Below are 15,543 nucleotides of genomic sequence, written 5' to 3'. Positions count from 1 at the left end.
ACTTCAACAGGTTGTTTTCGACAGAGCTGATTAAGCGGCAAAAGCTCTATCGATCAGCAGATGCAGGTAGTGGTAATGATTACGGACAGCATCAGCCGACCGGCGCGGTGCCGACAGGTTGCGAATGGCGCGCAGTTGACCGACTGCTGCAGCCTGACTGAGATGATCATAATCTGAGTCATCCTCAAGCCCTGAGATTTTGATCAGACGATTCACATATTCCAACTGTAGATTCTGGCTGAGCGTGGTCAACTCGCCCTGAAAAATCCCTTTCGTCAGATCATTCAGCATCTCGGTCAGGCTGTACTCGTTGCCATACAAAGCCGTATCGGAAATACGCTGCAGCACTTGCTGATGCAGAATATGGTCGAGCACATTGCGCTGCATCCCCAGTATCATTCGATGCATGCGTGGATCTTCATTGTTGCCGCGATGGCTAAACCCCCTGCGCTGAGCATGCATGTAAGCCAACACAGGCTGCATGCTTTGTAAGGTATCGGCGGCAAACACATAGCTGTTCAGCGCCGTCATGGCCTGACGCTGGGTAGCCCGGGGAACGGGTTGAAAGGGTTTCACATCGTCATGCTGACCAATAAAAGCACGCTCAACATAGACACCACCAATGTACCGACTAACAACATTGGCCTGGCCTGCGTACTGACCAAACAGCATGTTGGCACTGGTTAAAACACGTTGGTGAGACTCACCATCGACACGTCCTTTCTCCAACAACTGGGAAAATTCATGGTTGACACGCTGCCAACGATCCTGCGCATAGGCAATGGGATCCGAGCTCATAGCACCAATCATAACGCGCGGATCAATGTGCCGGCCGGGTGCACGCATGTCATCCGCATCATTGCCAAAAGCAAGCTCAGGCAAATGCGAGCGGCTTAAAATGGTTTGCAGTCGCTGCTCTTCCGCTTCGGCATCATCAAGGCCGGTAGAGTAGCCATACTCAATAGCCCAGATATCGTAGGGGCCTGGTTTATAACTGTAATAATCCCCTTGCTCCACACCGACTGGTGCAATATTCACCGGGTTGTAATCCATCACTGAGCCGGATAGCACCCCTTGTGTCAGTGCTGCATCATGCACTTGCTGATTATTCCACAAACTGTGTGAACGCATGTTGTGATTCAGCCCCAGGGTATGACCCACTTCATGCATAATCAGGTGGCGTAATGCCTGTTCCAAAATTGGATCATCGTCGATGTTGTCGTACATGCGTGTATCCGAGGCAAGCCGCGCCACGATATGCCCCATTTGCAAGGAATGGCCCAGGCTGCAATGTAACTGATGATCATCAGCCGAGTGATGATCAGCCATCAGGTTCGCGCCACCTGAAAAGAGCTCACCCAGGGTCCAACGGTTCGACATAAAGACAAACTCAAGCATGATGTTGGAGCTGATGATTTCACCGGTTTTCGGGTTCGCTAAAGACGGGCCATAGCCGCCAAAAGGTGGGCGTGGTGACGAGGTCCAGCGCAATACATTGTAATTGACGTCCCCTGCGTCCCAATCCGCATTATCTGGCTGCTCTTTCACCACAATGGCATTCTTAAAGCCAGCCGCTTCAAAGGCAATGTTCCAGTCTTCCACGCCTTGGCGAATGGCACTTCGCCACTGATGAGGCGTGGTATTCTCTATCCACCAGACTATGGGTTGTACCGGCTCAGACAGCCTGGCCTGAGGATCTTCTTTCACCAGGTTCCAGCGATTGATCACATCGCCCCATGGCGTCCACTCTGGGTTGGTCATCTGATCGAACTGTTGGGTAAAGTAGCCAACCCGGGGATCATCCCGGCGGGGCTGATAATCATTGTCTGGCATTTCAATAAAGGAGTGCTGCAGACTAATGGTAATGAAACGTGGATCGGCAATGGCAGCCGAACCAAACACCACCGGCTCTTCGTTGATGAACACATAGTCCACCACCACATCCATATTTCGCTCATACAGGCGCTCGCGAGCGATGCGCGAACGGTCCACGTTTAGAGTTCCCAGAGAAAAACGTGGTCCCGTCTGATTTGGGTTTGCCCAGGGCGTGATGCGATGCAAGGCCTGACTTTTAAACAAAGGATCGGCTTTAACCAGAATACGACCATCCTCATTCGCTTCAATATCCAGCACCGCCAAAAGTGCTTCACTGCGGTTAGCCTCAGCAGCGCGGCTTAGTGGATTCTCAGTATCAAAGACATAACGTGGGTTCCAACTGACAACCTCAATGCGTTTAAAGTTACGCCGAAACTCAATCAAACGCGTCTGCCGAAAATTACCACGGTAGTGACCGGCCTCAACCACGCCATCCATGGTCTGAGCATGATAGATAAACGGCTGATTGAGCTGCGACTCACGCAATGACAGCATAGTCTCACCGGATTCCATGTTGCGGTAAAAGTTGAACAAACCTTGCTGAACCTTGAGTTCTGCAACAAGCTCGCTGTACCCTTTGGCTTCTTTCTTGTTGTCTTGATCTGCGAATGCGGGCTGTAGCAAAAAGCTCATCGCAACTACGCTGGCGAGTGCCGACCGCCGTAGTCCTGAAGAGGAAAAAATTATCATGTTGTCATGTCCAATAGTAGGAAGTTCGTTTATGGTCGAAAGTTTACGTGATCGGGATCAACAACGATCAAGAGCGAGAGCGCTGACTATCCAGCCGAAGATTTTCGATGCTAATGCGGAGGCTTGCAATGAAAAAGGGGCTGAATGCAACATTAGAGGGTCAGAATACATTTAAGGGCAATTATTAGTGGGAGCAGCTGGCTAAGAGCCTGCATCCAGATAAGAAAAACCGCAGACAAGGTGAATCGTCTGCGGCCTTTTACAAACTTACTACAAACTTACTCTGCCAACAAAGCGTCGGTTTTTGCGGCGCAGATAAAGTCGTTTTTGTGCAGGCCTTTGATGGAGTGTGACCACCAGGTCACGGTTAGCTTGCCCCACTCCAGCAGCAAGGCCGGATGATGGCCTTCTTCTTCCGCCATTTCTGCAACCTTGTTGTGAAAAGCCCAGGCGGCTTTAAAGTTTTTGAATTTGTATTGGCGCTCCAGCTGCAAAATTCCGTCACGGACTACCGGGGTCCAATCCGGAATTTGCCGCATCAATACCGGCAATTCGTCATCGGATACTCTGGGCGCGTCAGCACGACAGGCTTCGCATTTCATGGTGGTTAATTCTGACATCAAGTCCTCTCTAACTTGCTTGTTTTTGTTTAGGCGGAAATTTAGGCGCATGCAAGCCAAGCTGCTTGGCCTGCTGCACCAGCGACATCATGTCGAGGTGCGCAATATCAAACAGATCATTGATTTGGCTGATGGTAAAATAAATCGGTTGCATGATATCAATGCGGTAGGGGGTTCTTAACACATCGATGGCATCGAAAGGTTTGCGCTCTGGTTTTTCCGATTCCAGGGCATAAATGGTTTCACCCGGAGAAGATAAAATACCGCCACCGTAGATGCGCAGGCCGTCTTTGGTTTGCAGCAAACCAAACTCAATGGTGAACCAGTACAGGCGCGCCAAATAGACCCGGTCTTCTTTGCTGGCAGCCAGACCAATTTTGCCATAGGCATGGGTGAACTCGGCAAAAGCCGGGTTGGTCAGCATGGCGCAATGACCAAAAATTTCATGGAAAATATCCGGCTCTTGCAGATAATCGAACTCTTCGCGCGAGCGAATAAAGGTCGCTACCGGAAACTTCTTGTTGGCCAACAGCTCAAAAAAGCGATCAAAACTGATCAGTGCCGGCACCTCGGCACATTCCCAACCCGTGGTTTCACGCAGCACTTTGCTTACTTCTTCCAGTTGCGGAATACGATCGGTTGGCAGTTGCAGGCGCTCCAATCCGGCCATAAACTCATCGCAGGCTTTGCCTTCAATACAGCCGAGCTGACGTGTAATCAGCTCATGCCAGATTTGATTTTCTTCGTCCGACCAGGCAATAACACCATGCTCGCCGGACTGCCTCGAAACATAGTTGCTTGACTTACTCATAGATACCCTGTTGCTTATATTCTGATTTGGGACCAGCCCTTGTAGCTGTGACCGATACTAGTCGAAATGGGTTCGGCTGTTAATCGGGCCAGCGCAACTTAGCGTGCGGCTGGCCGTAAAGAATAAATTACAACAGGTGCGTGGTAAGCGGCCTGAGATCAGGCTGAACGGGCTTGCTGCGACTGCATGGCGGCCAGCGCCTGAGCCAGATCAGCAACAATATCTTCCACTTGCTCCAGCCCAACCGATACCCGGATAAGACCATCGCTGATACCCGCCATGGCACGCTCTTCGGCTGTGTAGGGACTGTGTGTCATCGAAGCAGGATGCTGAATAAGCGACTCGGCATCACCAAGGCTGACGGCCAGACTGAGCAGCTGGCATTGATTGATAAAGTAGCGGCCATCTTCAAGGCTGCCATGCAGCTCAAATGCCAGCACACCACCTGCGGCTTTCATCTGTGTACCAAGAAAACGATGGCCTGGATGCTCAGACAAACCTGGGTAATAGACGGTCGCAATCGCCGGATGCTGCTGTAAAAACTCCGCCACCCGCTGCGCATTCTGGCAGTGGCGCTCCATCCGTACCGCCAGCGTTTTCATGCCACGAATGATCAGCCAGGCATCGTGCGGGCTGATGGTGCCGCCAATGTCTTTTAAAGTGGTCATTTTGATTTGATGGATCAAGGCGCTACGACCCACCACCAGGCCTGCCACCACATCGCCATGGCCATTCAGGTACTTGGTAGCACTGTGGATCACAATATCGATACCAAACTCGGCCGGGCGCTGCAACAAGGGCGTTAAAAACGTATTGTCAATCACCGATAGCAAACCATGCGTGCGGGCAAAGTCACCTAAGAAAGCCAGATCCAACACCACCAGATTGGGGTTAATGGGTGTTTCGGCAAACAGCAACTTAGTGTTGGGTCGAAGTGCAGCCTGCACTGCGGCATGATCCGTCATATCCACAAAACTGACCTCAATACCATAGCGGGCAAACTGATGGCTAAACAAGGCGAAACTGCAGCCATAAATGGCTTTGCTGCAGATCATGTGATCGCCCTGCTGCAAAAAGGTCAGAGTGGCAGCGGATACCGCAGCCATACCTGTGGCCGTGGCGGCGCCATCCTCCATGCCTTCCAGCGCGGCAATTTTTAGTTCCAGCTCGCGGGTGGTCGGATTACCCAGTCGGGTGTAGATATAGCCCGCTTCTTCGCCGGCAAAACGGGCCGCACCTTGCTCGGCACTGTCAAAAATAAAGGTAGAGCTTTGATACAGAGGGGTAGCTAAGCTGCCATGTTCATTGCGTGTTTTGCCTGCATGAATGCATAAAGTGGCAGGGGATTTAAAAGCGCTGTGCATACGATCCGTTCGTTATTCTGCTAAGGGATGAATGCACTACAGATAGCAGAATTTAAAGCGATTGGAAGCAAGCCAGACGGCTTGCTGTCCGGATGACCAGGCAAGCCTGTGGCGAAGTGTCAACCAAAGTTCACAAGTTGTTGAACTCTCGGTTCAGTTGAAAGGTGCTCGAGGTCACATGACGCTCGATGTCCCGCAGCCGCAGCTCCAGGCTGGTGAATTTATGGTTCAAATGCTGCAAGGCTTGCTTTGGAGGCTCGCCCTTTTGCCAAACCTGGGTTTTTACCTCGACACTGTCTTCATCTCTGTCCTGCTCAATGCTGCCATGGCTGGCCTCGTACTTGGACTTCTTCTCCAAGACCACCCAGGCAGCAAAATAAAGCACCAGCACAAAGCTACCCATACCAAGAAATAAAGCTGCCAGGGTAATGATTCGTACCAGCCAGTTTTCAATGCCAAAGTAATCGGCGACACCGGCACAGACCCCAGCAATTTTGCCATTGCGATCATCACGCAGCAGCGGTTTACGTGGCTTAGTCATGACGTTGTCTCCAACGAGGGCTTTCGGCATCCAAAATCGCCTCCAGCGTTTTAATACGCTCAGCCATTTTATCGGCTTTACGCGCCAGCTCATTGAGTTGGCCAAGCTCCTGATCGGTCAGTCCCTGACCAATCTTGTTTTTGCTACGGTAGTGCATAATCACCCATAGCGGTGCCACAAAGATCATAAATAAGATCATCGGCACAAAAATCATTTCCTGAATTCCCATAGCTAGCTCCTAGTCTGCTTGGTCCGCTTAGTCTGCTTTGCTGTCTTTTTTGCTGACAACTTTCGCTTTTAATGCTGCCAGTTCATTGTCAATTTTATCCTGCGCGGCTAACTCAGCAAACTCATCTTTCAGGGTTTTCTTACCCAGATCGTAGGATTCGACCTGCGCCTCCATCGAATCAATTTTCTGCTCATAACGCTCGAACTTATGCATCGCATCGTTCAACTTTTCGCTATGCAGTGTCTTTTTCACATCCAAGCGACTGGCCACGGTTTTTTGCCGCATCAGCATCGACTTCTGCCGGGCTTTGGCATCCGCCAACTTTTCTTGCAATTGCGCTACTTCATGCTGCAACTTATTGATGTGCTCATCTAAGTGGGCAATATCCGTTTCCACCGCATTGACTTGCTCAGCGGCTTTTTCCCGCTCGACCAGAGCGGCGCGGGCTAAATCTTCCCGCTCTTTTGATAATGCCAGCTCGGCTTTGCTCTGCCAATCGGCCACTTCATCATTCAGGCGATTCAGCGCCCGTTGCAGATCTTTTTTCTCGGCAATGGTCTTGGCAGAGGATGAACGCACTTCTACCAGGGTGTCTTCCATCTCCTGAATGATCAACCGCACCATTTTTTCCGGATCTTCGGCTTTATCCAGCAGTGAATTCAAATTTGAGTTGATAATGTCTGTAAAGCGACTGAAAATACCCATCTTAGTTACCTCTTCAATTGGTCGGGATACAACAGAGTACATTCACATTCCTTGCCAACTTTTCCAGAGCCATTAATCATTGAATTTATTAAAAAAATAAATTAAGCAGAAAGAACTATGGCTAGGCACTATAATGAAATACACTATTATTTGGTCATTTTCACTAAAGTTACCCGATGAGCAGAACACAACAACAAGATAATCTGATCGGCCAGTCCAACAGCTTTCTGACTGTGCTGGAGCAAGTATCGCAAGCCGCGCCGCTGAACAAGCCGGTGCTTATTATTGGCGAACGCGGTACCGGCAAAGAACTGATAGCTGCCCGCTTGCATTTTTTATCTCAACGCTGGGATCAAAACTACCTGACACTGAACTGTGCTGCCCTGAACGAAAACCTGCTGGAAAGTGAGTTGTTCGGTCATGAAGCCGGGGCTTTTACTGGTGCCAGCAAGCGACATGAAGGCCGCTTTGAGCGAGCCAACGGTGGTACTTTATTTTTGGATGAGCTGGCTAACACTCCAAGTCTGGTGCAGGAAAAACTGCTGCGGGTGATTGAATACGGCGAGTTTGAGCGGGTCGGTGGTAGCCGCTCGGTGAAAGTGGATGTACGGCTAATTTGCGCCACCAACGAAGACTTACCAGCCCTGGCTGAACAAGGCGAATTTCGTGCCGATTTGTTGGACCGGCTGGCTTTTGATGTCATCACCTTGCCGCCGATGCGCGAGCGGCGTGAAGATATTCTGCTGCTGGCTGAGCACTTTGCCATCAATATGGCCCGCGAACTGGAGTTCGAACTGTTCAGTGGCTTCAGCGACAAAGCCAAAAGAACCCTGCTGGATTACCACTGGCCAGGTAATGTGCGGGAACTGAAAAATGTGGTGGAACGCAGCGTCTACCGCACCAACAACCCTTATGTGCCGGTGCATGAGATCCTGCTTGATCCCTTTGAGTCGCCATTTCGGCCAAAGCAACGGGTAAAAACACGGGATCGGCAGAACGGTGCTTTAGCCGAACCATCAGGTAAGCTGGTGACCAGTGAATCCTCAGCGAAAATGAACGGCACTGGCCAGATATTGCCCGAGCTGCCTCAGTTAAACCCCGAGCAGCCGCTCGACTTTAAAGCGGTCTCACAACAGTTTGAAATTAACCTGCTAAAGCAGGCGCTTGCTACCTGCCAATACAACCAGAAAAAAACCGCCGAATGCCTGGGATTAACCTATCATCAGTTGCGTGGCTATATGAAAAAATACCAGTTACTGGACAGCCAACAGGACTCGCATGCCGAAGCCATTGATTAGCCGTAGCCTACCAACAGCCCTGCTTGCTTTGTTGCTGGCAGCTTGCCAGCCAGATATGCCAGCCGAAGTGCGCTCGGGTCTTGTGTACTGTAGTGAAGGCTCTCCGGAAAGCTTCAATCCTCAGCTGGTTACTTCAGGCACCACCATTGACGCTACCAGCAGGCAGCTATTTGATCGTTTGCTGGATATAAATCCAGACACCGGCGAATTCAAACCTGCTCTGGCAACCCATTGGGAACGTCGCGAAGATGGCCTGAGCTACACCTTTTATCTGAGACCGGATGTGCAGTTTCATCAAACCGACTACTTTAGCCCAAGCCGGCCATTAACATCGGCCGATGTTCGTTTTAGCTTCGAGCGGATCATGCTGACAGAGCATCCCTTTCATGCTGTTAGCGGAGGCGATTACCCTTATTTTCAGACCGTCGACTGGGCCAACCGTGTTGTTCGTATCGCCACTCCGACAGATGATCAGGTGGTCTTTTATCTGCGTCAGCGCGATAGCTCTTTCTTATCCAACCTGGCCACCGATTTTGCCGTGATCCATTCAGCCGAATACGCAGAGCAGCTGATAGAGCAAAACCAGCGGCAGCGGCTGGATACGCACCCCATCGGCACCGGCCCTTTTAAATTTCGCGAATACCGTAAAGATGTATTTATTCGCTACTACCGTCACGGCAGCTATTGGGGAGAGCCCAGCCAGCTGGAACAGTTGGTGATCGATATTGAACCCAATAACGCCAAACGCATGGCCCGCTTGCTAACCCACGAGTGCGACATCATTGCTTACCCGCGGATGGCGGAACTAGAACTTATCAGCAAGCGTGACGATGTGCGGGTGCAACAGCAAACCAGCATGAATGTTGGCTTCTGGGCTTTTAACACCAGCAAGGAGCCATTCAATAACAGCAAAGTTCGCCGGGCGTTGTCCATGGCCATTAATCGTGACGCTATTCTGCAAGCGGTGTACTTTGATCAGGCAGAAGCAGCAACCTCTTTATTGCCCCCAACCTCTTGGGGCCACAACCCCACCCTACTGCCCGTACCATACAATCCCGAAGCAGCCAGATCCTTGTTAGCAGAGGCAGGCTATCCTTATGGTTTTAGTATGACCATCTGGGCTATGCCTATCCAGCGATTATACAACCCAAATGCCACCCGGATGGCTGAAATGATGCAGGCCGATCTGGCTCGAATTGGGGTGCGTGCCAGTATTGTTACTCTGGAGTGGAATGCCTTTCGCCGCCAACTCAGGCAAGGAGAACATGACTCTGTATTGCTGGGCTGGAATGCCGACAACACCGATCCAGATAACTTCTTTCGGCCACTACTTAGCTGCAACGGCGTTGACAGTGGCACCAATCGAGCACTCTGGTGCGATCCAGCCTTTGATGCATTGATCGCGCAAGCACTGCTCACTGACAATCAAACCATTCGTCGTAGCTATTATTGGGCAGCCCAGCAGTATCTGGCTGAACATCTGCCCCTACTGCCACTGGCCCATGCCAAACGTTTTCAAGCTGTGAATCACCGGGTTGAAGGCGTTGGCATTAACCCTTATGGCGGCATTGATCTTTCGACGGCTTTTAAGCGGCCGGATAAGGACACGCCATGATCTGGCATTATCTGATCCGACGATTATTCCTGCTGTCTTTCGTATTCTTTGCTCTGACCTGCTTTGCTTTTAGTTTAGGGCACCTGTTTCCTGGCGATCCGCTGGTGAACTTCAGTGGCATCAGCCAGCCAGATGATGAACTGCTGCCGGTACTTGTGCAACAGTATCGACTGGATGATGGTTATTTGCAGCAATACATCGCCTTTTTACAGCGCATTTTGCAAGGAGATTGGGGCTTATCGCTGGCTAGCCAGCAACCGGTACTGTTCGAACTTACGCAGGTATTCCCTGCCACACTGGAGTTGGTTGCCTATGCCTTGCTGATCTCGTTTGTTTTAGGCGTACCACTTGGACTACTGGCTGCAATTAAAGCCAGCCACTGGTCTGGGCGGGTGATTTCAACCATCGCCCTGCTTGGCTACTCTTTGCCTATTTTCTGGTGGGCCCTGTTGATGATCATGCTGTTCAGTATCGGTCTTGGTTGGTTTCCGACTTCAGGCCGTATCAGTGTGCTGTATGAAATTCCCTCTGTAACCGGTTTTATGCTGCCGGACATTTTGCTATCTGGCCAAACATACTGGCAAGCCGCCTTTCAGGATGCCATCCGTCACTTGTGGCTACCGGCTTTTGTGTTAGCGACCTACCCGACTACGGTGATGATCCGCTTTACCCGCGATGCCATGCTGAATGTATGGCAACAAAGCTACATCAAAACCGCGCGTGCCAAAGGTTTAAGCCGTAGCCAGGTACTCTATCGTCACGGTTTACGTAACGCCATGTTGCCAGTCATGCGTCAGCTTGGCCTACAGTTTAGTACCCTAGTGACGCTGGCAATGATCTCTGAATTGATTTTTTCCTGGCCAGGCATTGGTCTCTGGTTGCTCGACAGCATCAGTCAACGCAACTACCCGGCGATTCAGGGCGGATTGCTGGTAATTTCCAGTTTGGTGATCCTGGTCAATATCCTGATGGATGTGTTGCATACCCTATTTAATCCACTGGCAAGGAAACAAGCCAATGGCTAAATTTCAATGGCTTTATCATAAAACAGAGCATGGACCACTTAGTCAGCTCTGGGCCAGTTTCCGTCAACAGCACTCGGCAGTCATTGGCTTGATGCTATTTGGCTTCTTTGCCCTGATTGCCCTGTTTGGCCCTGTGCTTACGCCTTATGATCCCTACTTGCAAAATCCGGATGCCTTGCTATTACCGCCGTCTTGGGATGATATGGGGGATGTACGCTACTTACTTGGTACCGATGACTTAGGCCGGGATCAACTCTCACGACTGATCAAAGGAGCCAGTTACACCTTCGGTATTGCATTGATCACAGCGCTGGGAGCCATGTTCCTTGGCCTTCTGCTTGGCGTTCTAGCAGGCATGAGCAAAGGCTTTCGTGCCAGCGCCTTCAACCATGTGTTGGACTTGGCACTGACCATCCCATCGTTGTTATTAGCCATCATTATTGTGGCTATTCTTGGCCCGGGTCTTATCAACACGATCTGGGCCATTATGCTGGCTTTGCTGCCACATTTTGTGCACGGTGTCCGCAACACCATCTTGCAACAGCTGGAGCAGGAGTATGTCATTGCGTACCGCCTGGATGGCGCCAACAACTGGCAAATTTTGCGCTACGTTATTTTTCCCAATACCTGGGAACAACTGACGGTCCTGTTCAGTATGGCGTTATCCACCGCTATACTGGATATAGCAGCACTGGGATTTTTAGGTCTGGGAGCACAGGCACCCGCTGCAGAATGGGGTCTGATGGTAGCCGATGCACTGGATCTGATTTACCTATCGCCCTGGAGTATTGCCTTGCCTGGTTTACTGATTTTTATTGCGGTGCTAAGCGTCAATCTGGTATCCGATGGTTTGAGAACCGCGGTACGCAAACGGCAGGAAAGCTGATGTTACTTCTCGATATCCGCAATCTGACACTTGAGCTGGAAACCAGCCAAGGCTTGATACGAGCCGTGGACAGAGTGAGCCTGAGCTTGCGTGAAGGAGAGATCCGTGGCCTGGTTGGTGAATCTGGTTCGGGTAAAAGCCTGATTGCCAAGGCCATCGTCGGTGTGCTTAATCAACGCTGGCGGATCAAAGCTGATCGATTCCACTGGTGTGGAGTCGACTTGCTGCAACTCCCTTACGATCAACAGCGAAAAATCATCGGCCGTGACATTGCCATGATCTATCAGGAGCCGAGCAAATGCCTGGATCCAACAGCACTCATAGCTGAGCAACTGCATGAGTCCATCCCCAATCAGCTGTTAAAAGGTGGCTGGTGGAATCGTACCAGGGAAAAGCGTAAGAAAGCCATTGCCTTACTGCATAAGGTCGGTATCAAAGAGCACCAATCGGTGCTGGAAAGCTATCCCTATCAGTTGTCGGAAGGGGTATGCCAGAAAGTGATGATCGCCATGGCCATCGCCAAAAACCCGAAGCTGCTGATTGCTGATGAACCTACCACCGCGCTTGAGGCCTCTACTCAGGCGCAACTATTTCGCCTGATTAGCAGTCTTAATCAGCTCAAAGGCATGTCCGTCTTACTAATCAGCAATGAGCTGGACAGTATCGCCCGCTACACCCATCGTTTATCAGTACTGTACTGCGGCCAGTTGGTCGAATCCGGTGAAACCGCCAAGCTGTTAGCGCAACCTTTCCATCCATACACCAATGCACTGATTAAAAGTGTACCAGAGTTTCAACCTGAACTGGTGCCGAAAAGTCAACTCTATGCACTGCCTGGCAGCATCCCGACCTTGCAGCATTTGCCTGTTGGGTGTCGGCTTGGACCTCGCTGTCCCAATGCCAGAAAGGAGTGTGTGCATACGCCAGCACTGGAGCGGAAGCAGCACCACTTTTACAGCTGCCACTTCCCATTGCAGTACAAGGAGTCAGAATGAGTCAGCTACTGGAGGTGGTGAATCTATGCAAACACTATCGTAAACAACTTGGTCTTTTCCGCCAAACCACAATTCAGGCTTTGGATCACGTGAGCTTTTCGTTAGATGCAGCGCAAACCCTGGCCGTGGTCGGCGAAACAGGTTCAGGCAAAAGCACCCTGGCCAAAGTGCTGGTTGGCATTGAGCAACCGGATGAGGGAGAAATCCGACTGGCAGGTAAAGCTGTGACGTTAAGCCACTACCGCAAGTACAACCATGTAATCCGCTATATGTTTCAGGATGCAGAGCGGGCTCTGAACCCCAGTCAAAAGGTGGGTAGCATGCTGGACGATGTACTTCGTTTCAGCACCGTGCTGGATGAGAATCAGCGCCAACAGAAAATCCTGCAAAGTTTGCAACAAGTCGGGCTGATGGATGAACACATCAACTTTTATCCGCACATGTTTTCTGCCGGACAGCAACAACGGGTAGCATTAGCCAGAGCTTTAATCCTTGATCCCAAAATTCTGATTCTGGATGAAGCCCTGACAGTTCTGGACCCAACCCTGCGGGCACAAATCGTCAACCTGTTGCTGGAGCTGCAGCAACAAAAGGGTTTGTCGTATTTATTAATCAGTAAGAATCTGCGGTTGGTGCGTCACATCAGCGATCATTGTTTGGTGATGCAACACGGCCAGGTAGTTGAAGCCGGGGCGACAGAGCAATTATTAGAACAGCCTCATCATCCCCACACTCGTAGATTGATGGGGTTGAGTTAGTCTTTTAAGTTAGTCTTTGCTGCTGCCCCAGGCTGGCTGCACTGCCAATAAAAAACCCCGCAAAGTCGCGGGGTTCATTTTAATGGTCGATTGCTTAGAAGCGATCTTCCGGCATCTCCAGGCGAGGCCGCTTAATTTTGGCTTCCGCTTTTAATGCCGCCAACATAGCCTCATAGGCTTGCTGGGCATGCTGGTTGGCAAAACGCTCTAAATCTTCAGCATCTGGCTGTTCAGTGACTTCGATATCTCGAACAGCAGTGACTGCAACTAAGGCCATATCACCACTCATCAGCTCGGCCAGATCAGCGCTCACGGGCTGTGCATCACTTGGCCGAGGCAAAGCAAAGGCTTTGGCACGAATTTCTGCATCCAGGCTACCACCAAAACGCGCTGTATTGCTGGCCAGCTGAGGCTCTAACCCTGCTGCCGCTGCCGCCGCTGCAAAATCACCATCTTGTTTAAACTGCGCCAAGATCTGATCCGCTTGCTGACGCGCTAGCTCAGAGCTTTGCTGACGGCGCAAAGAGGCTGTCACCTGATCACGCACTTCATCCAGCGACTGAGTACGAGCTGGCTGGTGTTCAGTAACACGAGCCACCACCAAGTGCTGAGCACCGACTTCGAGTGGTTCGCTGTTTAAGCCTTCGCCAATAAAGCGTAAGTTAAACAAACGCTGCAGTACCTGAGGATGATTTAAAGGCGCTGCGGCTTGCTGACGCGAGAACAGTGCCTGACTACGAAGCGGCAATTGAGTCACGTCAGCAGCTTCCTGTAAGTTATCTGGCACATCAAAACTGACATCTGCCAATAACTGCTGAACTTCAAAGAAACGATCGTAGGCACGCTCCTGCTGCAAAGCCTGAGTAATCTCCGACTTTACTTCTGCAAAGTCACGCAGCGTTGATGGCTCAAAGCGATGCAATTGCAGAATGTGGTAACCAAAGCTAGTCTGCACCACTGCACTTAGTTCACCCGCTTCAGTCAGCGCAAAAGCGGCTTCTTCAAAAGCAGCCTCCATATCACCACGGTTTAACCATGGCAGTACGCCACCTTCGGCGGCAGAAAAAGTATCGTCCGACTCACGAGCTGCCACTTCAGCAAAGTCCGCTCCGGCTTTTAGCTCCGCCAACACTTGTTCAGCTTTCGCTTTAATATCAGCATTGCTGCTCATACTTTCAAACAAGATATGAGCGACCTGACGACGCTCCTCGGTGCTATATAATGCCTGATTGGCATTATAAAAAGCACGAGCATCGGCTTCAGTTACCATCACATCTTTGGCAATCTGCTCAATGGAAAGCTCGATGTACTCCACCGCAATTTTTTCTTCGGTTTCATAGCGCAGCAGATTGTCATAATAATATTGTTCCAGCATAGCTTCGGTCAGTTCTACCTGATCAGCGAAATTTTCCGCCGCAAACTTAATATACTGGATATCACGGCTTTGCTGTTGCAACGTCATTAAACGCTGCAATTCGTTTGGAGTGGCAAACTCCGACAGGATCAAACCACGGATCAACTGCTGCCGTATCATTTGGTCGCGCAACATATCGCGGAACTCAGCGGTCTGTAATCCTGCCTGGCGCAACAATGCCAGGTAACGATCATTGTTAAAGACACCACCAACCTGAAACTCTGGCATCGAGCGGATCAAATCACGTACAGCATCGTCGCTGACACGCAAACCCAGCTGCCTGGCATACTGTTTCTGCAAGGTTTCGTCAATCAGCCGCTCCAGTACATCGGCACGAAAACCAGCCATATAAGCAGGATCCGACGCCAACATCTCAAACATCTCGCCAAACTGCTGCTCCATACGGGCACGCTCGTTCTGATAGGCCTGCTCCAGGGCTGCACGGGTTACCCCTTCACCATTCACTTCAGCTGCTGGCGTCTCCTTGGTCGAACCAAGATAACCACCAACCCCGGCCAGGGCAAACGTCAGGATCACCAAACCAAGAATGATCTTGGCGGTTAGTCCTTGTGAACCTTCTCTGATTTTCTCTAACATCGTGCCTTTATCTCTGTTTGCAACGCATGAACTATGCCATGTAGCTATGTCATGATCATGAAGCTACGTCATAAAAAAAGCGCATCTTAACAGATGCGCCTTTCTGATTGAAGCCTTGGC

The 15,543-nt window shown here is 50.7% G+C and carries 14 protein-coding genes; 6 read left to right on the top strand and 8 right to left on the bottom strand.

Features of this window, described 5'->3' with window-relative positions:
* Window positions 1-30: 30 nt before the first annotated feature.
* From JJU14_RS10640 to pspA, 7 genes are all read right to left on the bottom strand, one after another.
* Window positions 31-2,508, bottom strand: a complete 2,478-nt coding sequence (locus JJU14_RS10640) for a zinc-dependent metalloprotease (RefSeq protein ID WP_228613339.1) — start codon at window positions 2,506-2,508, stop codon at window positions 31-33.
* 335 nt (window positions 2,509-2,843) lie between these two features.
* A complete protein-coding gene (locus JJU14_RS10635; RefSeq protein WP_228613337.1) occupies window positions 2,844-3,185 on the bottom strand; it encodes a 4a-hydroxytetrahydrobiopterin dehydratase in 342 nt (113 codons plus the stop codon).
* Window positions 3,186-3,195: 10 nt separating this feature from the next.
* On the bottom strand, window positions 3,196-3,996 hold the full coding sequence (phhA, locus tag JJU14_RS10630) for a phenylalanine 4-monooxygenase (protein ID WP_228613335.1): 801 nt from the start codon (window positions 3,994-3,996) through the stop codon (window positions 3,196-3,198).
* 158 nt (window positions 3,997-4,154) lie between these two features.
* Window positions 4,155-5,360: a methionine gamma-lyase gene (gene megL, locus JJU14_RS10625; RefSeq protein WP_228613333.1), complete on the bottom strand. Its 1,206-nt coding sequence runs from the start codon at window positions 5,358-5,360 to the stop codon at window positions 4,155-4,157.
* Window positions 5,361-5,490: 130 nt separating this feature from the next.
* Complete coding sequence (gene pspC, locus JJU14_RS10620; protein ID WP_228613331.1) at window positions 5,491-5,901, bottom strand: envelope stress response membrane protein PspC; 411 nt, start codon at window positions 5,899-5,901, stop codon at window positions 5,491-5,493.
* The gene (pspB, locus tag JJU14_RS10615; protein WP_091344512.1) at window positions 5,894-6,130 is read right to left on the bottom strand and encodes an envelope stress response membrane protein PspB; all 237 of its coding nucleotides are present in this window, start codon (window positions 6,128-6,130) and stop codon (window positions 5,894-5,896) included. The genes pspC and pspB overlap by 8 nt, the downstream gene beginning before the upstream one ends.
* 27 nt (window positions 6,131-6,157) lie before the next feature.
* Window positions 6,158-6,835 carry a phage shock protein PspA gene (gene pspA, locus JJU14_RS10610; protein ID WP_228613365.1) on the bottom strand — a complete coding sequence of 226 codons (678 nt, stop codon included), beginning with the start codon at window positions 6,833-6,835 and terminating at the stop codon, window positions 6,158-6,160.
* Between the two features lie 176 nt (window positions 6,836-7,011).
* Between pspA and pspF the strand changes: the two genes are divergently transcribed.
* Genes pspF through JJU14_RS10580 form a run of 6 tightly spaced genes read left to right on the top strand, consistent with a single transcriptional unit; the run spans window position 7,012 to window position 13,412 of the window.
* Window positions 7,012-8,133: a phage shock protein operon transcriptional activator gene (gene pspF, locus JJU14_RS10605; RefSeq protein WP_228613329.1), complete on the top strand. Its 1,122-nt coding sequence runs from the start codon at window positions 7,012-7,014 to the stop codon at window positions 8,131-8,133.
* Window positions 8,114-9,748, top strand: coding sequence for an ABC transporter substrate-binding protein (locus JJU14_RS10600; protein WP_228613327.1), 1,635 nt, complete (start codon window positions 8,114-8,116; stop codon window positions 9,746-9,748). Before pspF ends, JJU14_RS10600 begins: the two co-directional genes overlap by 20 nt.
* Window positions 9,745-10,773, top strand: coding sequence for an ABC transporter permease (locus JJU14_RS10595; protein ID WP_228613325.1), 1,029 nt, complete (start codon window positions 9,745-9,747; stop codon window positions 10,771-10,773). Before JJU14_RS10600 ends, JJU14_RS10595 begins: the two co-directional genes overlap by 4 nt.
* The gene (locus JJU14_RS10590; protein WP_228613323.1) at window positions 10,766-11,659 is read left to right on the top strand and encodes an ABC transporter permease subunit; all 894 of its coding nucleotides are present in this window, start codon (window positions 10,766-10,768) and stop codon (window positions 11,657-11,659) included. The genes JJU14_RS10595 and JJU14_RS10590 overlap by 8 nt, the downstream gene beginning before the upstream one ends.
* Window positions 11,659-12,654: an oligopeptide/dipeptide ABC transporter ATP-binding protein gene (locus JJU14_RS10585; protein WP_228613321.1), complete on the top strand. Its 996-nt coding sequence runs from the start codon at window positions 11,659-11,661 to the stop codon at window positions 12,652-12,654. Before JJU14_RS10590 ends, JJU14_RS10585 begins: the two co-directional genes overlap by 1 nt.
* A complete protein-coding gene (locus JJU14_RS10580; RefSeq protein WP_228613319.1) occupies window positions 12,651-13,412 on the top strand; it encodes an ATP-binding cassette domain-containing protein in 762 nt (253 codons plus the stop codon). Before JJU14_RS10585 ends, JJU14_RS10580 begins: the two co-directional genes overlap by 4 nt.
* A gap of 94 nt (window positions 13,413-13,506) precedes the next feature.
* Here JJU14_RS10580 and JJU14_RS10575 read toward each other — a convergent pair whose 3' ends face one another.
* Window positions 13,507-15,423, bottom strand: a complete 1,917-nt coding sequence (locus JJU14_RS10575; RefSeq protein WP_228613317.1) for a SurA N-terminal domain-containing protein — start codon at window positions 15,421-15,423, stop codon at window positions 13,507-13,509.
* Window positions 15,424-15,543: the final 120 nt, after the last annotated feature.

Source organism: Alkalimonas sp. (assembly GCF_020831925.1).
Classification (GTDB): domain Bacteria; phylum Pseudomonadota; class Gammaproteobacteria; order Enterobacterales; family Alteromonadaceae; genus Alkalimonas.
Note: the sequence above shows the minus strand (reverse complement) of the source record. Positions and strands in the feature narration are given on the sequence as shown.